Annotated in this window: 20 protein-coding genes; 8 read left to right on the top strand and 12 right to left on the bottom strand. The window is 41.4% G+C overall.

The window, feature by feature from the left end; translation table 11 throughout:
• Nucleotides 1-229: 229 nt before the first annotated feature.
• Nucleotides 230-1,132 carry a DMT family transporter gene (locus tag ACP8HG_RS22125; protein WP_067206471.1) on the bottom strand — a complete coding sequence of 301 codons (903 nt, stop codon included), beginning with the start codon at nucleotides 1,130-1,132 and terminating at the stop codon, nucleotides 230-232.
• Nucleotides 1,133-1,246: 114 nt separating this feature from the next.
• On the opposite strand from ACP8HG_RS22125, the gene ACP8HG_RS22120 reads away from it, so the two are divergent.
• Complete coding sequence (locus ACP8HG_RS22120; protein WP_067206468.1) at nucleotides 1,247-1,969, top strand: MgtC/SapB family protein; 723 nt, start codon at nucleotides 1,247-1,249, stop codon at nucleotides 1,967-1,969.
• Between the two features lie 12 nt (nucleotides 1,970-1,981).
• A complete protein-coding gene (locus tag ACP8HG_RS22115; protein ID WP_438298003.1) occupies nucleotides 1,982-2,992 on the top strand; it encodes a cation diffusion facilitator family transporter in 1,011 nt (336 codons plus the stop codon).
• Between the two features lie 48 nt (nucleotides 2,993-3,040).
• Here ACP8HG_RS22115 and ACP8HG_RS22110 read toward each other — a convergent pair whose 3' ends face one another.
• Complete coding sequence (locus tag ACP8HG_RS22110; protein WP_067206462.1) at nucleotides 3,041-4,204, bottom strand: iron-containing alcohol dehydrogenase; 1,164 nt, start codon at nucleotides 4,202-4,204, stop codon at nucleotides 3,041-3,043.
• A 118-nt stretch (nucleotides 4,205-4,322) separates the two neighbouring features.
• On the opposite strand from ACP8HG_RS22110, the gene ACP8HG_RS22105 reads away from it, so the two are divergent.
• Complete coding sequence (locus tag ACP8HG_RS22105) at nucleotides 4,323-4,559, top strand: DUF378 domain-containing protein (RefSeq protein WP_067206459.1); 237 nt, start codon at nucleotides 4,323-4,325, stop codon at nucleotides 4,557-4,559.
• A 43-nt stretch (nucleotides 4,560-4,602) separates the two neighbouring features.
• Here ACP8HG_RS22105 and ACP8HG_RS22100 read toward each other — a convergent pair whose 3' ends face one another.
• The 3 genes from ACP8HG_RS22100 to pruA form a co-directional block, all read right to left on the bottom strand.
• The gene (locus ACP8HG_RS22100) at nucleotides 4,603-5,847 is read right to left on the bottom strand and encodes a Glu/Leu/Phe/Val family dehydrogenase (RefSeq protein ID WP_067206457.1); all 1,245 of its coding nucleotides are present in this window, start codon (nucleotides 5,845-5,847) and stop codon (nucleotides 4,603-4,605) included.
• 79 nt (nucleotides 5,848-5,926) lie between these two features.
• The gene (locus tag ACP8HG_RS22095; RefSeq protein ID WP_438298002.1) at nucleotides 5,927-7,120 is read right to left on the bottom strand and encodes an ornithine--oxo-acid transaminase; all 1,194 of its coding nucleotides are present in this window, start codon (nucleotides 7,118-7,120) and stop codon (nucleotides 5,927-5,929) included.
• A 368-nt stretch (nucleotides 7,121-7,488) separates the two neighbouring features.
• On the bottom strand, nucleotides 7,489-9,033 hold the full coding sequence (gene pruA, locus ACP8HG_RS22090) for an L-glutamate gamma-semialdehyde dehydrogenase (protein WP_438298001.1): 1,545 nt from the start codon (nucleotides 9,031-9,033) through the stop codon (nucleotides 7,489-7,491).
• A gap of 133 nt (nucleotides 9,034-9,166) precedes the next feature.
• Between pruA and ACP8HG_RS22085 the strand changes: the two genes are divergently transcribed.
• Nucleotides 9,167-10,483 (top strand): sigma 54-interacting transcriptional regulator, encoded by a 1,317-nt coding sequence (locus tag ACP8HG_RS22085; RefSeq protein WP_335339516.1) that lies wholly within the window; start codon nucleotides 9,167-9,169, stop codon nucleotides 10,481-10,483.
• Between the two features lie 359 nt (nucleotides 10,484-10,842).
• Here ACP8HG_RS22085 and yugI read toward each other — a convergent pair whose 3' ends face one another.
• From yugI to ACP8HG_RS22070, 3 genes are all read right to left on the bottom strand, one after another.
• Nucleotides 10,843-11,217, bottom strand: coding sequence for a S1 domain-containing post-transcriptional regulator GSP13 (gene yugI / locus ACP8HG_RS22080; protein ID WP_067206445.1), 375 nt, complete (start codon nucleotides 11,215-11,217; stop codon nucleotides 10,843-10,845).
• Between the two features lie 113 nt (nucleotides 11,218-11,330).
• Complete coding sequence (locus ACP8HG_RS22075; RefSeq protein WP_438298000.1) at nucleotides 11,331-13,499, bottom strand: RNA polymerase sigma factor; 2,169 nt, start codon at nucleotides 13,497-13,499, stop codon at nucleotides 11,331-11,333.
• 16 nt (nucleotides 13,500-13,515) lie between these two features.
• Nucleotides 13,516-15,675: an RNA polymerase sigma factor gene (locus ACP8HG_RS22070; protein WP_438297999.1), complete on the bottom strand. Its 2,160-nt coding sequence runs from the start codon at nucleotides 15,673-15,675 to the stop codon at nucleotides 13,516-13,518.
• 152 nt (nucleotides 15,676-15,827) lie between these two features.
• On the opposite strand from ACP8HG_RS22070, the gene ACP8HG_RS22065 reads away from it, so the two are divergent.
• Entirely contained in the window at nucleotides 15,828-17,150 is a 1,323-nt protein-coding gene (locus tag ACP8HG_RS22065; protein ID WP_187046925.1) for a sodium-dependent transporter, read from the top strand.
• Between the two features lie 462 nt (nucleotides 17,151-17,612).
• On the opposite strand, the gene ACP8HG_RS22060 is transcribed toward ACP8HG_RS22065, so the two are convergent.
• Nucleotides 17,613-17,858: a DUF1871 family protein gene (locus tag ACP8HG_RS22060; protein WP_438297998.1), complete on the bottom strand. Its 246-nt coding sequence runs from the start codon at nucleotides 17,856-17,858 to the stop codon at nucleotides 17,613-17,615.
• Between the two features lie 90 nt (nucleotides 17,859-17,948).
• Here ACP8HG_RS22060 and ACP8HG_RS22055 point away from each other — a divergent pair, with 90 nt between their 5' ends.
• Entirely contained in the window at nucleotides 17,949-19,124 is a 1,176-nt protein-coding gene (locus ACP8HG_RS22055; protein ID WP_438297997.1) for a MalY/PatB family protein, read from the top strand.
• Nucleotides 19,125-19,230: 106 nt separating this feature from the next.
• Here the strand turns inward: ACP8HG_RS22055 and ACP8HG_RS22050 are convergent, their stop codons facing one another.
• Complete coding sequence (locus ACP8HG_RS22050; RefSeq protein ID WP_231885773.1) at nucleotides 19,231-19,449, bottom strand: hypothetical protein; 219 nt, start codon at nucleotides 19,447-19,449, stop codon at nucleotides 19,231-19,233.
• 43 nt (nucleotides 19,450-19,492) lie between these two features.
• Nucleotides 19,493-20,242 (bottom strand): peptidylprolyl isomerase, encoded by a 750-nt coding sequence (locus ACP8HG_RS22045; RefSeq protein ID WP_269465605.1) that lies wholly within the window; start codon nucleotides 20,240-20,242, stop codon nucleotides 19,493-19,495.
• A gap of 128 nt (nucleotides 20,243-20,370) precedes the next feature.
• Between ACP8HG_RS22045 and ACP8HG_RS22040 the strand changes: the two genes are divergently transcribed.
• Entirely contained in the window at nucleotides 20,371-21,603 is a 1,233-nt protein-coding gene (locus tag ACP8HG_RS22040) for an MFS transporter (RefSeq protein ID WP_067206427.1), read from the top strand.
• A gap of 76 nt (nucleotides 21,604-21,679) precedes the next feature.
• Nucleotides 21,680-23,533: a transglycosylase domain-containing protein gene (locus ACP8HG_RS22035; RefSeq protein ID WP_340741592.1), complete on the top strand. Its 1,854-nt coding sequence runs from the start codon at nucleotides 21,680-21,682 to the stop codon at nucleotides 23,531-23,533.
• 12 nt (nucleotides 23,534-23,545) lie between these two features.
• Here the strand turns inward: ACP8HG_RS22035 and ACP8HG_RS22030 are convergent, their stop codons facing one another.
• A complete protein-coding gene (locus ACP8HG_RS22030) occupies nucleotides 23,546-24,121 on the bottom strand; it encodes a YufK family protein (RefSeq protein WP_338653359.1) in 576 nt (191 codons plus the stop codon).
• Between the last annotated feature and the right edge of the window lie 281 nt (nucleotides 24,122-24,402).

The raw sequence follows: 24,402 nt of genomic DNA, 5'->3' as shown, positions 1-24,402 counted from the left end.
GGCTACCAGTGTTTCAGCAGCAACTCTTATATCATATCAACTTACGCTTTCTTTGTCAACAACTAATTTCAATTTCTTTTTTCGTTGTTTAAACAATATTTAAAGCGCAACATCTTTTAATATAACATCTCTTCCGGAACGAGTCAACATTTTATTTCAATTTCTTTTTCGCTGATGTTTCTCGCTCCCTGAGGACATGTATTAATATACTACAGAACGTTATAAGAAATCAAGCCTTTTTCGAAAAGAATTTATTCCGCAACTTTTCACCATCAATTACAAAGAGCACTATCCCCGCTATCACAACCATTCCGCCGGCAATTTGGGATATGGATAAGGTTTCATCAAAGACATAGAACGCCAAGATTGCAGCTCCAACTGGCTCAAATAGTATACCTATAGATATAACGTTGGTACTTACCCACTTAATGGCCCAGTTGAAAAGTGTATGCCCTAACAGATTCGGTATGAGTGCGAGCATTATAAACCAGAACCAATCAGATCCTGGATAAGGGCCAAATGACTCCCCTTTGATGAGAACATAGAAGAACAACGTAATTGTGCTTATCGAATAAACAACAAATGTATATGTAATAAGAGAAAGACGTTTACGTACATCTTGTCCGAATAGCAGATAGGTAGTAATAAGCGCACATGCAATTAACGCCAACATATCTCCATAAAAAGCAGTGCCACTCAGCTTGAAGTCTCCCCAGCTAATGATTACACTTCCCGTTACAGCAATCAAAGCAGATAAAATTGTTTTGAACGATAACTTCTCTTTAAAGAAGAAGTACGTTCCTACAAAAGCAAATATGGGCTGTAAGGTAACTAACACCGTTGAACTAGCAACCGATGTGTAATTTAATGACTCGAACCATAGAATGAAGTGAAAGGCTAAAAATACTCCGGCAATTGCCGAAAAGATCCAATCTTTTTTACTGAGCGTCAATACTTCCTTCCTATACTTCATAAGAAAGAGCGGTAACATAATTAGCACAGAGAAGAACATTCTATAAAATGCAATCACACCAGCATCTGCTGTGGCGAGTTTCACGAATATCGCCGATAGTGCTACTGATATCACTCCTATAATAATTGGGATATACGGATGAATTCGAGGCTTTTCCATTTCTAACACATCTCTTTCAAAAGGAATTAGGTTACATCTCTATCTTTTTAGACAATAGATAGTTGTAAGTATAACATGGTAATTAAGAGAGGACATTACTAGGGGGGAACGATTATGACTTGGATTGCAAATGAAGCGATGTATCCCGAAGTGTTAATTAAAATCACGCTCGCTTTAGTTTTAAGTTTAGTTATTGGTGTGGAGAGGGAAATAAAGAAGAAACCGATTGGATTAAAAACGAGTGCTGTTATCGCCACTTTTAGCTGCCTTCTGACTGTCGTCTCTATAGAAGCAGCTTATCTCGTTCCAGCGCGGAATGATATTAACGTAACGATGGATCCGCTCCGCTTAGCTGCCCAAATTGTCAGCGGTATCGGATTCCTCGGAGCTGGAGCCATCCTGCGTAGAGGTAATGACAGCATTACTGGGTTAACGACGGCAGCTATGATTTGGGGAGCGGCAAGTATCGGGATTGCTGTTGGGGCCGGTTTTTATATTGAAGCTGCGTTTGCTGTACTAGCCGTGATGTTTGTCATCGAAGTCCTTGCACCTGCACTTGATAAATTGGGGCCAAAGAGACTTCGTACAAAAGAAGCTTCCTTCATTGTAGTGTTATCGGACAAATCAAAGATTGAAGATCTCATTACTTACTTGAAGATAGAAAGCATGACAATCGAGAATTTGCGGATTCGGCAAATTCTATCAAGGGATCTTCAAGTACAGCACGAACTTCATTTTCGAATCTCAGCACTTCCCAAAAGACATACGTCTAATTTGTATATCGAGTTGTCGACACTACCTTATATCGAATCGGTTGAAATCGAAATATTCCCATAACGGAGGAAAATTATGAGAGACATACTAAAACTTTTAAAAGAAGGCAACAAGCCCTCACTACTCGCAGCAATTGTTAACACAGTAATCGCTTGTTTAAAAGCCATTGCATTCTTCTTCACTGGAAATGTGGCTATGTTTGCAGAAATGATGCACTCATTTGGTGATGCAGCGAACCAGTTTTTCGTTTTCGTTGGTTCTGCTCTTTCGAAAAAAGCACCCACCCCGAAATATCCTAATGGATTCGGCCGTGTCGTAAATTTAGTTTGTCTGGGCGCTGTCATTATAGTTGGAATCATGTCCTATGAGGCTATCATAGGCGGGTGGCATCATATCGTAAATCCATCTGAGTCAGGCGGAATGAGAAATTTAATTATAAATCTCTCTGTTCTTGGTATAGGTATCATTTTGGAATGCATTGTACTTTACAAGGCGGGTAAAGAGATACTTCATGAAGCAGGGATTGATAAAGGTGGGATGGCTCCCATTACACTAGGTTTTAAAAACCTCAATCGTGCTAAACCCGCAACAAAACTCGTATTCATGGAAGATTTTGTCGCAACACTAGGCGGACTTCTCGCATTTTCCGCTGTCCTGTTGGCTCATTTCCTTGGGCTACTTGTAGCGGAAGGCATTGCATCCATTATGATTGGTATGATGATGTTCTATGTGGTTGGTAAAGTATTTCTCGAAAATGCACGTGGTGCAATCGGGGAAACGGACGAGGAAATGCTCAATCACATTTCCCTACTCGTTGCTGAAGATCCCGATGTAAAAGATATTCAACGTATTGAAGTTATCAAAGAAGGCGAATTCCTTCATGTTGAAATTGTCGCAGAAGTTGACCCATCCCATACAGTCGCCTATGTCGACGATGTGCGGGACCGACTCATGACTATTATCCTCAATCAAAAAGGTGTACAGGACGTTTTAATTTCTTTTGATGAAGATGACGGTGTGTCAACATGGAAAAAGTCCAATTCCACTGATGCAATTAAGCAATTCGGTTCAAAATTCCCTGAATAACAAAAACGTCACGCCGGAGATAACCCCGGCGTGACGTTTTTAATTCTCTTATAATGAAGCTTTTAAAATTGATAGTACATCCTCTTTATTTAGATTGCTGAATTGCCCAAGTGGCCCGTTGACTGTTGCTTTTTCTGCCATCAAATCCAGTTTCGAATCATCGATGTCATAATGGGCAAGCGTTTCAGGCGCTCCAATAGACGTCCAAAATGCTCTTAGACGTGCGATCCCTTCAAACGCGACCTCATCCTGCGTCTTACCTTCTGGTGCAACTCCAAATACGTTGACAGCAAGCTTGGCAAATCGCGCAGGATTAACGTTAACATTATGATTCATCCAATGTGGGAAAAGAATCGCAAGCCCACCTGCGTGCGGGATATCATAAACCGCGGACACAGCATGTTCGATATCATGTGACGCCCAGTCTCCTTGATAGCCCATTTGAAGGAAGCCATTCAACGCTATAGTACCCGCAAATAAAATCGTCTCACGTAAATCATAATTCTCCAAGTCTTCGACAAGCTTTGGTGCATTATCCATTATTGCACGTAGCACACCTTCACACATCTCATCTTGTACAGGCGTGTTCTTTGCATTATTGAAGTATTGTTCAAAAATATGGGACATCATATCAACAATCCCATAAATCGTCTGGTCTTTGGGTACAGATAATGTATAGGTTGGGTCAAGAATAGAGAATTTCGGGTAATTAAACGGACCGCCCCATCCATATTTCTCTTCCGTTTCTTCATTAGTAATAACAGATCCGGCATTCATTTCCGAACCTGTTGCTGCAAGTGTCAAAACTGTACCAAATGGGATTGCATCTTCCGCGAACGCTTTCCTTGTTACAAGATCCCATGCATCACCTTCATATTTCGCTGCCGATGCAATAAGTTTTACACAGTCGATAACTGATCCTCCGCCAACTGCTAAGATAACGTCGATGTCTTTTTCCTTACAAATCTCCGCACCCTTTCGCGCAGTTGACACACGCGGATTTGGCTCAACGTCTGAAAGTTCATGTACCTCCATATCATTCTCTTTTAAAATCGCCATTACTTCATCATATAGACCATTTCTCTTGATGCTGCCGCCGCCATAAACGACAAGCACCTTTTTACCGTAATTCGCTAGTTCTTGTGATAATTTCTGAAGTTGGCCTTTTCCAAAAATAAGCTTAACTGGATTATGGAATACAAATTCATTCATTCTATATTGCCTCCCTTTATTCTTTCATTATCCGAAACAATAAACCATTTTGCAAAAATAAAGGTGCGCGTATGAAAATCAGTCTTCTGGGCATAGTAATTTAAGGAGGTGTTGCAAAATGAGTAAAGTTCATAAAATAGCTCTAGCACTGACAATTATCGGTGCACTCAATTGGGGAGTAGCAGGAATATTCCGTTTCGACGTTGTTGCACAATTCGCAGGTGGTTCCGCGGAACCGCTCGCACGATTTATTTATATCATCATAGGAGTTTCAGGTCTCATCAACCTTGGCTTGCTATTTAATCAGCGGCAGGATCACGATGAGGTAATTGTTTCGGTTCCTGAAAAAGTATAAAGGCATCTCCCGTTTAAACCGGGAGATGCCTTTATTGTTTTGATTATGCCCAACCACGGAAACGTGATGCTTCCGCAGTTTTACGAACACCAATCATATATGCTGCTAGGCGCATGTCGATATTACGAGTTTCCGCAGTTGTATATACGTTCTCAAATGCTTCAACCATTTTTTTCGTCATTTTTTCGCGCACTTCTTCTTCAGTCCAATAGTAGCCCATGTTGTTTTGGACCCACTCAAAGTATGAAACTGTTACGCCGCCCGCACTTGCAAGAACATCGGGAACAAGTAGAATTCCACGTTCTTTAAGAATTCTAGTTCCTTCAGTTGTAGTCGGCCCATTTGCTGCTTCAACAACAATCGTTGCTTTGATATTATGTGCATTTTTTTCAGTAATCTGATTAGAGATTGCCGCAGGCACAAGAATATCGCAATCGAGTTCAAGTAATTCTTGGTTCGAAATCGTGTTATCGAAAAGTGTAGTTACTGTTCCGAAGCTATCGCGACGGTCTAGTAAGTAATCGATATCAAGACCCTCTGGATCATGAAGGGCACCATAAGCATCGGAAATTCCGATTACTTTCGCGCCAGCATCATGAAGGAACTTAGATAGGAAGCTACCCGCGTTTCCGAAACCTTGAATTACGATACGTGCACCTTTCATATCAATTCCACGACGTTTCGCCGCTTCCTCGATAATGATTGTTACCCCTTCGGCAGTCGCACGGTCACGACCTTGCGATCCACCAAGAACGATTGGTTTACCTGTAATGAAGCCAGGTGAGTTGAATTCGTCAATACGGCTATATTCATCCATCATCCATGCCATTATTTGCGCATTTGTGAAGACGTCTGGAGCTGGGATATCTTTGTTAGGTCCCATTACTTGGCTTAAGGCACGGACATAACCGCGGCTTAGTCGTTCAAGTTCACCCATAGACATTTCACGTGGATCACAAACGATTGCACCTTTACCGCCGCCATATGGTAGGTCGACGATGCCAGCTTTTAATGTCATCCACATAGAAAGTGCTTTTACTTCTTCTAACGTTACTTGCGGGTGATATCGTACGCCACCTTTTGTTGGTCCAACTGCATCGTTATGCTGTCCACGGTAACCCGTGAAGACTTTTACTTTGCCATCGTCCATTTTTATAGGAATACGTACTTCAATCATACGAAGTGGTTCTTTTAGAAGTTCGTACATTCCTTCATCGTAGCCTAGTTTATCAAGTGCATCTTTAAAAAGAGCTTGTGTAGACGTAAACAGATTCAGGTTTTCAGTCATTTAATGATTCGCCTCTTTGATTCATAATGTTTTCTATGCATATATTGTAACATATCGGACACTTATATTGTTAAGTATTTTAGTTAACGAAAACTTTTTTAATTTTACCTATTGCCCAGTCCAATTCTTCTTTTGTGATAATGAGTGGCGGAGCAAAACGAATCACTGTATCGTGTGTTTCTTTACATAGTAATCCAAGCTCTTTCAACTCTTCACAATATGGACGAGCAGCTTCAGTTAACTCAACACCTATGAACAATCCGCGTCCGCGTACTTCTTTAATCGACGGATGTTCAATTTTCTTTAACTCTTCCATGAAATAATTTCCGAGTTCAAGAGATTTTTTCGCCAGTTCTTCTTCTTCCAGCACTTCTAAAGACGCGATTGATACTGCACAGGCCATAGGATTTCCACCAAAAGTTGAACCGTGTGATCCTGGATTGAATACACCAAGAACAGATTTGTCAGCAAGTACACAAGATATTGGGAATACGCCGCCACCTAGTGCTTTACCTAGGATATACATATCCGGATTCATGTCTTCCCATTCACATGCAAACATTTTTCCAGTACGGCACAGGCCGGCTTGAATTTCATCTGCAATAAATAGAACGTTATTCTTTTTACAAAGTTCACGTGCTGCTTTCATATAACCTGCTGGCGGAATAATAATACCTGCTTCACCTTGAATCGGTTCGATAAGGAATGCAGCAGTATTTGGTGTAATTGCTGCTTCAAGTGCTTTGATATCTCCGTAGGGAATAAGGTCGATGCCTGGAAGCATTGGACCAAATCCACGTTTATATTCAGCATCTGAAGATAGTGAAACAGCTGTCATTGTACGACCATGGAAGTTGCCTTCACACGCAATGATTTCTGCTTGGTCTTCTGCGATCCCTTTAACGTCATAAGCCCAGCGGCGTGCTGCTTTAATAGCTGTTTCAACAGCTTCAGCTCCTGTGTTCATAGGAAGTGCCATTTCTTTGCCTGACAGTTCACAAATCTTTTCATACCATGGACCAAGTTGGTCATTGTGGAAAGCACGGGAAGTAAGCGTTACTTTATCAGCTTGGTCTTTCAATGCTTGAATAATTTTCGGATGACGATGCCCCTGGTTTACTGCTGAATACGCGGAAAGCATATCCATAAATTTATTACCTTCAGGATCTTTTACCCAAACCCCTTGTGCCTCAGAAATAACGATTGGCAGTGGATGATAGTTGTTTGCCCCAAATTTCTCCGTTTGAACAATTACTTTTTCTGATACCGACATACATTTCCCTCCCCTTTATATGTAAAGACAGACCCACCCAAATAGATGGGTCTGATAAATCAGTGTCTAGCTCCGGGCGCCAGATGCTCGGGTCATAAGTCAGCCCAGCTATGCGGGGAGTTCACCGCGTCGCCGGTCCGCCTTATGCCTGTCGCGGGCCTACAGGATGTAGGTCATGCAGCTGTTGCCACAGGAAGTGGCGCACTTAGGCTGCATTCCTTTTTGTGCAGGCGCCCTCCGCTTTTCTTAGTGTCTAGCTCCAGCGCCTAGCTCCTCGAGTCGCTTCAGTCCTTAAGTTAAAGGCAAAGAGCGCATTTATCTTCAGGCCCTCCAGCGCTTTTCGGGTCTACAAGGCGCTTACGCTTTTCTTATAGTGTTTCTGAAGTTGTTTTACCTTGCATATGAAGTTGTAGGTAATCCGGTCCGCCAGCTTTTGAATCTGTCCCCGACATGTTGAATCCACCAAACGGTTGGTAACCAACAATTGCACCAGTGCAATTACGGTTGAAGTACAAGTTACCTACATGGAAATCTTCACGAGCTTGTTCGATGTGATGACGGTTGTTTGTGATGACAGCGCCAGTTAGGCCGTAATCCGTGTTGTTTGCAATTTCGATAGCTTCAGTGAAGCTCTTCGCTTTCGACAAACCGACAACTGGGCCAAAGATTTCTTCTTGCATAACGCGCGCTTTTGGATCAAGATCCGCAATAACCGTTGGTGCAACGAAGAATCCTTTCGAGCTGTCGCCTGTTCCTCCTGCGATTAAACGACCTTCTGTTTTACCGATTTCGATGTAGCTCATAACTTTGTCGAATGACGCTTGATCGATTACTGGGCCAGTGAAGTTTGATAGCTCAGTTGGATCACCGTACGTCAATTCTTTCGTCAATACACCAACACGTTCAACGACTTGGTCATAAACGTCTTCGTGAATGATCGCACGTGAACAAGCTGAACATTTCTGTCCGCTGAATCCGAATGCAGATTTCACGATTGATTGTGCAGCAAGTTCTAGATCTGCTTCATTATCAACAACAATTGTATCTTTACCGCCCATTTCAGCGATAACGCGTTTCAACCAGATTTGGCCTTCGTTCACTTTAGCCGCACGTTCGTAAATGCGTGTTCCTACTTCGCGTGAACCAGTGAATGACACAAAGCGTGTTCTTGGGTGATCAACTAGATAGTCGCCCACTTCAGCACCAGAACCTGGGATGTAGTTGACAACGCCTGTTGGCATGCCCGCTTCTTCAAGTACTTCGATGAATTTGTATGCAACAACTGGTGTTGTCGATGCAGGTTTAAGAAGTACTGTATTTCCTGTTACAAGAGCAGCAACAGTCGTTCCTGCCATGATTGCGAATGCAAAGTTCCATGGAGAGATGATAACGCCAACTCCAAGAGGAATGTAGTCAAAACGGTTGAATTCACCTGGACGGCTTTCAACAGGGATACCATTTTTAAGTTCAAGCATTTTGCGTGCATAGAACTCTAGGAAATCGATTGCTTCAGCTGTATCAGCATCTGCTTCATTCCAAGGTTTACCTGCTTCTTTAGTAAGTAATGCTGAGAATTCGTGTTTGCGGCGGCGGATAATTGCAGCAGCTTTGAATAATACGTCTGCGCGGAATTCAGGTTTAACTTTCTTCCACGTGTTGAATGTTTCGTCAGCAACTTTCATCGCTTTTTCAGCAAGGTCTTTGCTTGCTTTAGAAACGCTACCGATTACTTCTTCTTTGTTTGCAGGGTTTGTTGATACTAATTTTTCTTCAGTCATGATGCGCTCTCCACCAATAATAAGTGGATAGTCTTGACCAAGGTATCCTTCAACTTGCTTTAAAGCTTCAAGGAAAGCTTGTTTATTCTCTTCTACCGTGAAATCTGTGAATGGTTCGTGTTTATATGGAATCATATTATTCCTCCTCTTTAATTATGAAACGCAAATATTATTTGCACTTAGTAATTGATTACATATATAATAATGCAAAAGATTGTTGCAGATATCAAGCATTATTCATTAGTTTTTCAAAAAAAGTATTTGGAAGGTGATTATTTTGAAGAATATAGACGATTCACTCTTCCCTTTTTATGAGTTTGCAGTGCGTCGTGCCGCGGTTGGTATACATGCCGTTGACAACAATGGTCGAACTGTCATCTATAATGAAAAGATGAAAGAAATCGAAGGACTTGCACTCGAAGATGTGGGTGATCGTTCAATTTTAGAACTTTTCAATTTCGACCAAGAAGAAAGTACACTGTTAAAAGTTTTGCAAAGCGGCAAAGAACAACTAAATGTAAAACAAACGTACTGGAACCGAAAAGGTACAGAAATCACATCCATTAATGACACATATCCAATCTTTAACCAACAAACTCTCATTGGAGCTGTTGAATTAGCCCGTGACGTAACAGCTCTCGAGAAATTCGTTCTTCAGCCATTTCGAAAAAGTAGTGATCCTGTAACATTCAATCAAATAATTGCTTCCTCCCCGCCTATGAAAGTGGTTATTGCGACTGCAAAAAAAGCAGCGAAAGCAAAATTACCGGTATTGTTAATCGGTGAAACAGGTACAGGTAAGGATCTTATCGCTGAAAGCATACATAATGAATTATCACCTTCCAGCACCGTACTCTATACCCTGTTCTGTCATAGTTCAGACCCAATCCTTATAGGACGCTTAGATAAAGATTTAAATGTAGAGGATCCTCTTACATTATTTTGTGAAAGAATCGATTTATTATCCATTCCATTACAGCAAAAATTGCTATCGATACTTTTAAAATCACCTAACAGTAACAAGCAATTCATCGCAAGTATCGGGGATGACCCTGTCGAATTAATCGCTTCGGGCACATTATTAAAAGACTTATATTATTTCTTTGCTTCATTCACAATTCGAATTCCGCCTCTGCGAAAACGAAAAGAAGATATATTACCATTCATTTCCGCTTATTTGGAACGGCGCAATGAACGCTACGGTTCAACACTTAAAGATATTACACCCGAAGTTGAACATCTTTTCCTCGGGTATGAATGGCCCGGAAATACCCGGGAGCTCGAGTTTCTACTCGACGAAATCTCTTCTCTAGCGATGACCGAGACTGCCATTACCTATGATTTGCTTCCATTCCATTTCAGGATGAAAAGCGCGGATATCACCGACGAACCGACGCAAGCTGCTGATTTCATCGTCCAACCTGGCAAAGAGCTACTACCGCTTGAACAGTTTTTGCGTGAGGCGGAAGCCTATTACTTACAAAAAGCGATGAAACTCAATGATAAGAACGTCACAAAAACTGCAAATGCGCTTGGTATGAGCAGGCAGAATTTGCAGTACCGACTGCGGAAACTAAAAAAGTGAGGAAAAAGGCCATTATGCCTTTTTCCTCACTTTTTATTGTCTAGCTACAGCGCCCAAACGCTCGGAGGCTCACAGGATGTGAGTTACGTAGCCATTGCCGCAGGACGCGGCGAACTTAGACTGCCTTCCTTTATCTGCTTATGCCTGTCGCGTCTGAGCGGCCGCCTCCGCTTGGGCCTACAGGATGTGGGTCATGCAGCCATTGCGACAGGACGTCGCGAACTTTGGCTGTGTTCCTTTACTGTCCAGCTTCAGCGGCCAAACGCTCGGGTCATAAGCAGCCCTGCTGCACGGCAAAGTACGCCGTTTCGCAGGGCTGCTTATGCCTGTCGCGTCTGAGCGGCCGCCTCCGCTTTTCTTTACTGCCCAGACTTTTCGATCCAGTCTTGAAGTTTGTCTTTCAATGAATTGAATCCTTCTGCATCACTTTCGTCAACACGCGCTTGCAGTGACTTGCGCGGATGGTCTTCTTTTCGTGTTGCAGCCGGTGCTTCTTGAAGAGCACGAATTGATAGACTAATCTTACCTGCAGCTTCGTCGACTTCCAGTACTTTCACTTGGACCTCTTGCCCCACAGTTAGATATTCATTAATGTCTTTTACGAATCCGTATGTGATTTCAGATATGTGTACAAGTCCTTGTGTTTCACCATCGAGTGCAACAAATGCACCATACGGCTGGATACCTGTCACTTTGCCCGAAAACTCTTCGCCTACTTCATATTTTCGCGCCATTTAAAACAGCTCCCAATCTATTTTGTTATCGATTCTGCCCTTAAGGCCACTTAAAATTATATCATGTTTATAGAGGGCAAGCAAAAATTTGGCAGTCTGTTAGCCATACACAATCACTGCTTAACAATGACTTTAGGTGCTGTTTCAATCAACCATGCCCCAGTCCCTTCATCCAAAATTAGCCAACTATCATAGACGAAATCCGCTTTGTACTCATAGCTAATTGGCGTAAGAGGAACCCCGTTTAATACATTGCTCCCTATCTCCTCTACCAAAATGTCAGCTTTTTCTATTTGATATTCTTGCTTCCTCCAAGTAGTAACGTACTCTTTCAATGTAAGCGAAAGAGATTCACGATTAGTCAGATGCCACATCGTCTTTGGATCCTCTTGTTCGTTTGCATACAAATAGACACCGAGTATGACTACTGGCTTAACGCCAACCAAAGCATTCAGCCGATGTCCCTTAGTGAATTTCACATATGTCCTCTCGACTTCTTGAATGTACTCCGGATTATTGACAGCCACTTCGTTATCGCTTTCTTGCATTACACTTTCAAGAGTAAATAATTGTAAGTCCCCCCTTTTAGCAAAACCAACAGCATCATAAAGATGATGGTACTCTAGCCGTTCTAAACTATCTGATGTCTCCCAGTCACTCTCTTCCATTTCTTTCACGATTTGTTGCATAATATATGCCGACGGAGAGTTTTCTCCCGTGTTAGCAAGTTTCTCCCAAGCTAAACGGTACTCTTTTTTCAACTTCCCATCACTCCCCGTTAACCGACCATCTTCATTTAAAATAAACCTATCATAAAATACATTGTTATAATAACCCAGCACATTTTGATATAATTGATACTCTTGTTGATCAACAAGCAATGTATTCTCTAGTTCTACGATGTAATCTACGGTTTGTTGAAGTGTGGATCCCGATTGAATTGCCAAATAATTAAATGGATTCGTTCCCAAAAATGTCAAATACCCTCTAAAATCTTCATGAATTGAATCTCTTATTGCCAAACCCACTTCATTTTCCAGATATATAGGATGGAAATAATCCCATTCAGATTCTTTGACAAGCCCAATGTTTTGGTCTCCCATTGTTCCCAAAACTGTTCTAATTTCTTCTGGGTATGTATTTTTCTTCTGAAGAAGTTCTTCAACATCTATCGTTCCATTTTCAACTTTTTCAGTAATTACTCCTTTATGTTCGTATAACGCAACCCTATACAAATCACTAATCCAATTGACTTTATTTATATACGCTTTTATAAACACCTCACTACTAGCTCTGTCATCCGATAATGGTTTTTTTAACAGCTTAGCAACCATTTCTGAAGGGAGTTCCAAATTCCCCATAATTTCTCCGTACTGTTCTTGCACATTTTTTCTATTTATCTTTTCATTGTTAGTTAGTTGCTCTTGAATTTTCTTCGTTACTCCCTCAAACTGTTGACGTTCGTCATACCCAAACATGTCACTGTAGAATTCTTGCTCTTCCCCTTTAGGTTCAACGAGTCCTAGTGTCATGTACTTTGTTGCCATTTCATTTTCAAAAGAAGTTTTCAAGCGTGCTAGGTACTTTTCATCGGAAGACCTCTTATATTCTTCGCTTGTCACGACTGAAATTGTAAGCAGGATAATCAGTAGACTAACGCCAGCAATCCATGAAAAAAGAGCCTTCTTTGTCATTGATTTCTTTTCAATTCGAACTTCTATCAGACTTTCAACTGGGCCCTGAAAAACCATTTCTTTTCTGAATGAAGAACGGATCCGCCTATAGGATTTACCGAGAAATCCAAGCCTTTTTTCCAAATTCCCTCCTTCAAGTTGATCGAAGGCAGCAGTGAGTCTACGCCTTGCATCATCAACTGGAATTCCTATAATCAATGCCACTTCTTCGTCATTCATGCCATGAAACTGAGATAGAATGAGCGCGAGCTTCTCTTCACTCGTTAACTGGATAATCTGATGATGTAGCTGTTCGTCTTCTTCAAAGGTCAAAATGCTACTCGGAATTGGACTAATCAATTCAAAATCCGAGAACTTTTTAATCGCTATTTTATATAATTCAAGCTGTACACCGTCTTCATTTACATAAGTTTTCATTTGCTGAACTACTTCTCTAAATGTGTCCTCAGCCACTTCGCCAGCTTGTTCTGGAGAACAGCCGTACTGAAATGCAAACCGTTCAATGTCACATGAGTAAATGTCCATCCACTCTGCAAATGCTACAGGATCCCCATTTCCCACTTTTTCAATCCACTCAGATTCTTCCATGTACGAAGTCATCCCCTTATTCAAAAAACATCGGATTTAAAATAATATGCTCGATTTCCCATACGAAATCTTCATTCAAAGCCATCTGTGTACCTACAGAATGAGTATTTCCACGCTGAAATCCGATTGAACCCGCCGTTTCTTCGCTACCATCAAATTGCAGACTATCGAGACTATAAAGATCTATATCAAATTGACTCCATTCATCAACGAATTCTTCAAGTTTGACTACATTTTTTGTTTTACTATAAAGATGCCACATCGTCTCTGGATCTTTTTGATCATTCGCGTAAAAGTAAACACCAATAATAACCAAGGGACTAACTTTTTTTAGTTTAGAAAGATCATGATACAAGGAGAATGAATAATATGTCTCTTGAACTACGTTCTCAAAGCTAGGATTGGGAAGCGTCACAATTTCCATACCCGTTTCAGTTTGCATAATCCCGCTTATGCTATACGATTCAAGCTTTCCCGCTTTCGCAAGCTCCAATGCTTGATGAACGTCATATACTCCTAAACGATTGAGGCTTTTTGAATCCGTCCAATCTGTTGCTTCCATTTCGGAGATGATCATGTGCATAATATAAGCTGCTGGAGAGCCTTCACCGGCAGAAGCGATTCGTTCCCATCCTTCGCGAAACTCCGTTTTCACCTTGCCATCAGTGCCGAATATACGATCAAGTTCCGCCGCCCCGACGATTACATAAAAGAGTTCGTTGTAAGTCCAACTGAGCATGTTAGTCTTTTCATCATTGATAGTTGTTGACAACAATGTTTTTTCCATGTCCAATAAAAAATCAACCGAGTCTTCTAAGGAATGCGCTAGTCCCGGATACGATACGAAAGGTGCAGATTCCAATAATGTGAAAAAACCACCAAAATCTTCGTGGATTGAAGATCGAATCTTTGCGCTGAAGTCATTCTTACCGTAACTTGGAGCTAATGTGCCAAATCCCTTAATAAAAGTTGGATAGATGTTTTGTTTAATCATCCCATCTAATGCTTGTTGCAAGTCTTCAGGATATGTATCTTTCTTCTGAATAAACTTATCGGCAGCAAAAGATTCGTTAGCGATTGCATCTGCGGTAATCTGTTCATGTTTGATAAATGTCATGAAATAAGCTTGTTGGAGTACGTCATACTTTTCCAAATAGCCCTTCATGAATTCTCCACTTTTCGCTTTATCGTTCGCAAGCGGTTTTTTTACTAATCGGTTAGCCATTTCAGATGGTAATTCCAATTTGTTAATTATTTTTCCATACTCATCCTCTATCTTCTTTTTATTCAAAGTACCAGTTTTGTCAATAACGCCCTCATATCTTTTTATCATCGACTCAAAATCAGCGCGTGCTTGATTGCCATACCATATATAGTTATAGTCTAGTTTGTCTTCCTCGGTCGATTCAATAAGGCCCAGTTCAGAATAGCGGCCCCCTATTTCTTGCTCAAATGACTCCTTCAACCGTTCTACATATTTTTCAGCTGAAGTTTTTTTGTATTCTTCCCCTGTAACTATAGGAATTATTACAAGCGACAGCAGCACTATGATTCCGGCAATCCAGGAAATCATGGCCTTCTTTGATATTGTTTGTTTCAATTTTCCAGTTGTCCGTATCTCCTGTTGAGGCTTTGCAAAAACCTGCTCTTTTCTGAACGAAGACTTCATGCGCCTATATGACTTATTGAGGAATTCCAACCTCTTTTTCAATTGCGCATCTCCCAAATCACGTAATGCCACCGTGATAGCTTGTTCAACTGTTTCTAGGGAGGTGTCTGTAATTTTCACAATCTCTGAATCATCCAGCTTGTGGAATTGTGAAAGAATGAACGGTACTTTATATCCCATTTCAAGGTTTACAATCTGGTCATGCAATTCCTGATCCTCTTCAAATGGAAATATCGTTTCATTCGGCGCATCAGTTTGTTGAACAAATGCCAGACTTTTTAATGCCTTTTTATATAACGTGCACACAAGCGACTCTTCATTGCTAATGGAATCTAACTGGCTATGTAAATTTCTAAACGTTTCTTCCGCTAAATCAGCTGCCTGTTTTAACGTACAACCATACTGGATGACGAAACGTTCAATGTCTCCTGAATAAATGTCCATCCATTTTTCAAAAGCATCCTTCTCTCCAGCTTTCACCTTTTGCATCAACTCAGATTCTTCCACAGGCAACCCACTCCTTCATTACAAAATGTCTAATTATTTCAATTATACCAAAGATAGATTGACATCGTAATTTGTTTCAAATTACCATGGTATTCGTTTTTAGTTAGTGTACAATTAGAAAATCTGTATCCTAATGAAATGAGTGAATATCTATGAAACAACGTGATCAATGGTCGTCAAAAATTGGTTTCGTTCTCGCTGCTGCCGGCAGTGCGATCGGACTCGGTGCAATATGGAAATTCCCATACATGGTAGGGATGAACGGCGGAAGTGTTTTCATTCTACTGTTCATTATTTGTACAATTGCAATCGGACTTCCAATTTTGCTTGCAGAGTTCGTCATCGGACGTATGGGTCAAGCTGATGCAATTACATCACTAAAACGATTGGCGCCAGGTAAAAAGTGGCCTTTGATTGGCTGGATGGGACTTGCAGTTTCATTCATTCTCCTGTCATTTTATAGCGTGGTCGGGGGTTGGATTCTTTCCTATTTAACACGAGCTATTTTCTTCAAACTCGATGCTACGAATCATGGCGATCTTTTCAATACAATCATCGCCAATCCAGTAGAAGTTCTATTTGCTCAGGCCGTGTTCATGGGGCTGACAATTTGGATTGTACAAAGTGGTATTAAGGGAGGTATTGAGCGGGCGAGCAGGTGGATGATGCCAATGCTGTTCATATTCTTCATCATTCTTGCAATCCGTTCATTAACATTGGATGGTGCAATGGAAGGTGTTCGATTCCTATTTGTGCCTGATTGGTCTCACTTGACAGGTTCTACGTTTTTACTTGCACTTGGTCAAGCTTTCTTCTCACTGAGCGTTGGGGTGACAGCAATGATGACCTATGCATCTTATTTACCGAAAGAAGAAAAGTTAGGGCAATCGGCAATGAACGTTGCGATTTTAAATATTACCATTTCAATTTTAGCTGGTATTGTTATATTTCCCGCAGTGTTCGCACTCGGCCATTCACCTGAAGAAGGACCGGGGCTAATTTTCGTCGTTTTACCAGCCATTTTTAGCCAGATTCCGTTTGGCAATATGTTTATGATTATTTTCTTCATCTTGATGCTTTTCGCTACACTTACTTCATCGATTGCGATGCTTGAAATTGTCGTGTCTAGTGGGATCCGCGAGAAAATCGAGCGTAGAAAACGTGCTGCATGGGTATTTGGAATTCTTATCTTCATCGTTGGTATTCCAAGTGCGCTGTCATTCGGTGTCCTGTCTGACGTGAAAATATTCGGCGGTTCCATCTTTGACTTTGCAGACACATTGACGAGCAAAATCGGTATGCCTTTAGGTGCGTTATTCGTTTCGATATTCGCGGGCTTTGTGTTGACGAAATCACAAACAGACGACGAGCTGCGCATGCATCCTGTGATGAACAGCCTTTGGAAATTCCTTGTCAGGTATGCCGCACCTGTCGCCATCATCGTCATTTTCATCGTATCGATTTTCGGACTTTAATGGTACTGCAAACACCCGCAAATCCAGTTACTGGATTTGCGGGTGTTTTTCACGTCTGTTGATTAACCATTTAGCTGCATAAAATACTGGTGAGAAGGACTTGACGACCTTCATTTTCACTGGATCATTTCCGGTACGCTTTCGGCGAACTATTCATGACAGATTTACTGAGGGGTCCTAGTGTAGCTCTGTTGGGAATAGTTACCTGCCACGTTCCTGCACTATTCAAGTGAAAAACGCAGTTGTTTTGGAAGAAAAAAGTAGATGATATTCTACATATCCAGACATCTCGGTAATCGTATGGAAGTCATTCAATCCAAAGCAACCCAAAGTCAACTATACACGTAGCGCCCAGTTGGTAATCATGTTATTCACTGGTTACTTTTGGTTAATCAACAGGTTTCGTGTTTTATTGTATAAAAAGACTGTACCCGTATTAAAATGGGTACAGCCACATCAAAATCAGACGATACATTTCGCCTCGTATTTAATCGCTAACAGCTTATAAGAAATTTGAACACACTTTTCGATTGGAATCCATAATTTATAAGATTGTTCGTAAATTTCCCGAATTCGTTTTGCAAGGTCGGTTGGGTGATCAAGACGCTGTAAGTCCGATACGACATCAACGATTTCGTGTGCATACGCTTTTGGTCCTACGTCAAATGGGTCCCATTGTTCAAGAAGTGCTACTGCCTTTTTGTTCATTTCTATAGTTTGCACAATGAGTCACCTTATTTTTCTCAATAGTCTAGATTATGATAACATAGTAGAGAAAAAAGGAAAGAGGAGATTTCCATGAATAACTTTGAACAAGTAATTGAACGACGTAAATCGCGTTCTGTAAAATGGGACCGAATGGAAATGATCTATGGAATCGAAGATGCATCCGATATTTTACCGATGTGGATTGCAGATATGGACTTTGCTGCACCGGAAGTGGTTATCGATGCGATGAAAGAACGTCTCGATCATCCCGTTTTCGGCTACTCATATATTTGCGAAGGCTGTAAAGACGCAGTAAGTACATGGCTTGCTGAACGCCATGCATGGGAAACCAAAAATGAATGGATGTTATTCCACCATGGTGTAGTTCCGGCAATCGCTTCAGTCGTTGAAACTTTTACGAATCCAGGTGACGGCATTCTTGTCACATCTCCAGTCTATCCGCCCTTTTTCCAAGTCCCTAAACGTCAAGGACGAAATATGGTCGAATGTATTATGAAAGAGGACGACGGTGTGTACTCCATCGACTTTGAAGAATTCGAGAAATGCCTGCAACAAAACGTAAAGCTATTCATTTTATGCAATCCGCATAATCCTGGTGGAATTGTCTGGACAGCAAGCGAATTGAAAGAAATGTTACGACTGTGTACAAAATATGATGTCTTGATTTTATCGGATGAAATCCACGCCGATCTAGTCTTCTCAGGGCATAAACATATTCCGCTCGCAACGCTTGCTGACGAAGAAGCAGGACGTATCATTACGTGTGTTGCACCTACAAAATCGTTTAACCTCGCAGGTATCCAAGCAGCATTAATGATCGCTACAGATGAAGGTGTGAGAGAGAAACTTACGTTGAATGCAATGGCACATGGTCAAATGGATTTGAGCTCTTTTGCAGCCGCAGCTTTGACTGCCGCCTATAAAGATGGAGGCCCATGGCTAGCACAATTACTTGAAACAGTTTCTACCAATATGGACTATGCAATTCATGAACTAACAGCTGCAATTCCTGCCTTAAAAATTGCTAAGCCGCATGGTACATACCTTCTGTGGATTGACTACCGTGGTACTGGATTTACCGAGTCGGAAATAATGGACAAGTTGTTGAATAAAGGTAAACTTGCCCTTGATCCAGGTACAAAATACGGCGAAGCAGGACGCGGCTTCCTTCGCATGAATGTCGCAACACCGCTTTCAGTTGTTCAAGACGGCGTTAACCGTTTTATCACTGCATTAAGCGAGTGATTTAGCACAGTTGTGATTACAATCACGGAGTTGACGTTACGATCGCGACGTTGACGTTACAATCACGGAGTTGACATTACAATTTTTTAAAAGAAAACGAGCATCCTCAATTTTGAGGATGCTCGTTTTCTTTTTGTTCGCGGCGTTCACGTAAAATACGTTCTTCAAATTCTTTCGCTTCTAATTCCTGTTTCTTCGACTTGCGTCGAATCCACATGAATGTAAGTACCAATAGAATCGCAAAGAAAAACATTGAAATCGCGGCTGGTATATATTCTGATTTGTCTTCAGGAAAGTAAAGGAACGGCATTAATAGTGCGTTCACTTACATCCACTTCCTCACATTGTAAATTTCTATATGATTCGAATTACTTTTGAAGGATTTCGATTGATTCAATAGAAATATCTTCAACAGGCTTATCTTGACGCCCTTTTTTAACTTTAGCAATTTTGTCGACAACATCCATGCCTTCAATAACTTGGCCGAATACTGTATGTTTTTGGTCTAAGTGCGGAGTTCCGCCCATTTCGCCATATGCTTCAGCGATTTCAGCTGGATATCCACCTTTTTTCAGCTGATCAACTGAAGCAGGTACTTCTGAAGCATGAACGATGAAGAACTGGCTGCCATTTGTTCCTGGACCAGCGTTCGCCATTGAAAGAGCTCCTTTTAAGTTAAATAGATCCATAGTAAATTCGTCTTCAAATGTATCGCCGAAAATACTTGCTCCGCCCATACCAGTTCCTGTTGGGTCGCCGCCTTGAATCATGAAGTCTTCAATAACACGGTGGAAGATAATACCGTCATAATAGCCGTTTTCTGCATGTGTTAAGAAGTTTTCAACTGTTTTTGGTGCTTGTTCAGGGAAAAGCTTGATTTTGATTGGCCCCATTGTTGTGTTCATAATAACTAATGCTTCAGTTGCTGCTACTTCTTTTGATAATTGTGGATACATTGTTGTTGCCTCCTCTGAGTTCTTCGTGCTATTTTCTTCCACTGGCGCTTTGCCAGCAGACACTACTTCTTCTGTTTTTTTGTTCTCAGACGTACTATTTCCGCAAGCGGAAAGTAAGACGAGACCAACGATTGTCAGAAGGGAGAAATACATTTTCCTCATTAACATTCACCCTGAATCAGTTTATCATATTGAACAATCTATTTCGACGAATAAGCATGATACTTCCTTCGTTTTCCGAATTGTTTTATACTGAATGAAAAGCACGACACAGAAAGAAGGTTTTCTAAATGGACGTGCAAAAACGGAATTTCATCATCATTTGGATTTCCAACGTCCTCGTTGCAGGGACAATGACGATGATCATGCCCTTCCTATCCCTTTATATCGAAACATTTGGCGATCATCCCGAAGCATATGTTCAAAAATGGTCTGGCCTTATTTTTGGCGCTTCATTTGTCACGGCTTTCATTATGTCACCGATTTGGGGCCGAGTTGCCGATAAATATGGCTTTAAGCCTATTCTTATCATCAATGGTTTCGGGATTGCAACTTCCGTTTTCCTAATGGGATTTGTGGATTCCGTAGAGATGTTCTTCCTGCTTCGGCTACTGAATGGTGTTGTCACAGGTTTCATACCAACTTCACTCGCGTTTATCTCTTCACAGACTGCGAAGAAGGAAGCTGGAAAAATGCTAGGAACTCTGCAGATGGGCAGTGTGACAGGCACATTATTCGGCCCTGTATTTGGAGGTTTACTGGCAGATGCATTCGGTTTCCAATATACCTTTGTCATTACATCCATCTCCGTAATTGTCGCTACACTTATCGTTCTCTTCGGCATCAAGGAACAAAAACGGGTAAAAAATCCGAAAGCTATCCAGTATTCCCGTAAAGCGATTATTAGCGGCTTGCTACATCACCGGCTCATGTTGAACGTTATGATTGTTACGGCACTTATCCAAGTAGGCAACTTCAGTATCCAGCCGCTTCTGTCGCTTTACGTTTCTCATTTGACGGATGCAAAAGACGTAGCTTTCCTAGCTGGGATTACCTTCAGTGCAGCAGGGGTCGGCAATCTATTATTCGCACGCCGCTGGGGCAAGCTTGGTGACGACATTGGCTACGAAAAAGTGTTGTCAATTCTGCTACTCCTATCATTTATCTTTATCATCCCACAAGCTTTTGTAACACAGCTGTGGCAACTTATCTTTTGGCGATTGCTGTTCGGTATTGCGCTCGGTGGAATGATCCCTATAACGACTGCACTAGTTAGACGTGAGGCACCAGTCGATATTCAAGGAGAAGTCATGGGTTATAATACCAGCTTCCGTTTTCTCGGGAATATTATAGGTCCAATGTTTGGCGGAATCGTCAGTGGTTTCATCGGTATTTCGTCTGTCTTCATCGTCACTGGCGTTCTATTCCTGGTTGGGTTTGCCTTTCTCTATTATGCCAAACGAAAACCCGTACAGGACTTTGAGGACTTTCTTGCTGCTGAGGATAAAAGGACACATAGTTAAGAAACAGCACACTTCACTAGACGGAGTGTGCTATATTTTTGTTAGTGAATGATTTCTTGAACGGAGTGCAAATCCATTGAAACATGTTATTGGTTTCATCTTTATTCTTCTAACCATACCAATTCTCTTTATTGTCCAAGAAGCCATTGCAGTCGAATTGAAAAGCGCTGGATCCTTCAATGACCAGATCAATGATTCCATTGAACTGTCATCCCCAAAGATCAATGTCCCCGTGACGTTGAAAGATGGCAATGGGCTCATTTTTGCAGAAGAATATATAGAGTGGCGCGATCCACTCCCGCTGTCGTCCATTCCCTTATTCGCGCGTCAACTGTTCCTAGAAAGTGAAGACACGGGTTTTTTCGAGCATAAAGGCTATGATGTAGCCGCAATCGTGCGTGCATTCGCTGTCAATACCGCAACGGACGATGTCAGACAAGGTGCTTCTACCATTACACAGCAAGTCGTGCGAATGCGTTTTCTATCGACTGAAAAGACCTATGAACGTAAGTTGACGGAACTTTTTTACGCAGCCGAGCTTGAAAAACAATCGACAAAAGATGAAATCTTGGAAATGTATATGAATGAAATGTATTTTGGCCATCAAGTGTACGGCATTGGTGCCGCTGCGACATATTACTTCAGCAAACCCTTAGATGCACTGAATGAGGCGGAGATGGCCTTCCTTGCGGCGATCCCAAACAACCCTTCTTTATATGATCCACTGAAACATTTCGATCAGACAAAAGTAAGACAGGAACGCCTATTGTCTATACTGACAAAAAATAGAGTTCTGACTTCCGAGGAATCTAAAGTGCATAAAAACACAGCTATCCAATTAAATCTGAAGGAAAAAGCGAATGCCTTTCCTGCCTACAGTACATATGTACTTGCGGAACTTACTGATCTCATAGCACAGTCCGAAGGTTTATCTGAAAAAATGACGTATGCGAAAGATGATGCAGAAAAAATAGCCCTTGAAGCGATTATTAAACAACGGACAGCTGAAGTGTTGTCCAAAGGATTGATTATCGAAACGGCACTTAACCCTGGAAAGCAGCGCCGAAATGACCAAACGATCTCCTCCCTTTTACACCCTAAAGGCGTGCAAGCAGGTGCCGCGGTTATCGACAATGAAACCCGTGAAATCATCAGCCTATTCGCCGGTAAGAACTATAAAAAAGCTGATTTTCACCGTGCATTCCAGGCTGTCAGACAACCTGGTTCGGCTATGAAACCACTTCTGGTCTATGCTCCACTGTTTGAAAGTAGTTCCTATACAGAAAACACCCCCATTAACAGTGGTGCTATTTGCATCGGCTCGTACTGCCCGACAAATATCGGCGGTTACGTTTATGGCAATGTTACGGTAAAAGAGGCTTTTCGACAAAGTCATAATACAGCAGCGGTCAGATTGCTTCAAATGATTGGAGTGGAAGAGGCATTCAGCTATATAGCACCATTCGGATTCAAATCAGTTACACAACAGGATATGAACTATGCAGCTGCTCTCGGTGGGTTTGCAAAAGGGATGACGCCGCTTGAACTTGCGGGGGCTTATTCGAGTTTCATTGATGGGCAATATACCCCTCCCCATGCCATACGCGCTGTAAAGGATAGAGCTGGGACTATTTTATACGAATGGCCTGATGACAAAGAGGACGTTTGGTCTCCTACTACTGTTACCAAAATTCGCGGCATGATGTCAGATGTCGTATTGAACGGAACTGGCCGGGGTATCCCCTATACAACTTCGTATACGGGAGCAAAAACCGGCACCACAGATCATTATAAAGATCTATGGGTTGGAGGGTTGAACGATAACTATACAACCGCTGTCTGGGTCGGCTATGATAGTCCGCAATCTCTAAAGCTCTTGAGCGATCAGAAACTTCATTTGCGTATATTTTCCACACTACTCCAGGACTAGCCATTCACAAGGCTAGTCCGTTTTACTACCAATGAAAGGCAAACTCGCAATTACCCCATTATAAAGCTTCAACAGAATATAGATGATGGTTGAAACTAGTATCGCCCAAACCAGAATTTCAAAAACGAGAAGCCCAATCGTGCTGACGATTGTCATGTATTTGCTTAATTTGAAAACGACATACACGAAGTAGATGAACGTTGTCAGTAAAAATACAGCTGTTAATAGGCTAATCGAATTGATGCCACCTACCGATGCAAGCGCGCCGAAAAAGTAGATGACATTGCCTCCGCGAGCTTCGCTATACGATTTCCCCTCCACATCCTTCGAAAAGAATAACATCGCAGTTTCATGAATCGTTTCCGCAATCAATTTTAACGCTGAAAAAACCATAAAAAATAACAATGCATAGATAACTAGCAGAAAAATACGTAATTGTATATCGGTCAAAAACTCTCGCATGCCGGCATACAAACCAATTCCTTTAAATAGTTCCACTGACACGCCAACTGTGTATACTCCGAATGTTAAACTGAATAAGACAATTGTTACAAACGGTAAATAACCAAATATGTATGGATTTTTCATTTCTAACACCTCAAACGCAAATTAGTTCTTCGTTTCTATACTATAAGAAGAGAGACCGAATAGGCAACAAAATCCAGAATCGTCCCACACTTACTATTTTTCAATTAGACAACTTCCGCATGCTGTGATATAGTTACCTCAATCAAATAAATGAACGTACTTGGAGGAGTCTGTCACCAGGGGGTATCTATGCCCTTTTGTGATGGACTTTTTGCATTTTTTGATTAAAACAATGAAAGGAAGAAAAGATAAGGTAATCGTAACAATTTTAAAATTTACCG

This window comes from Sporosarcina sp. FA15 (genome assembly GCF_051550195.1).
In the GTDB taxonomy this organism is placed as follows: domain Bacteria; phylum Bacillota; class Bacilli; order Bacillales_A; family Planococcaceae; genus Sporosarcina; species Sporosarcina psychrophila.
Note: the sequence above shows the minus strand (reverse complement) of the source record. Positions and strands in the feature narration are given on the sequence as shown.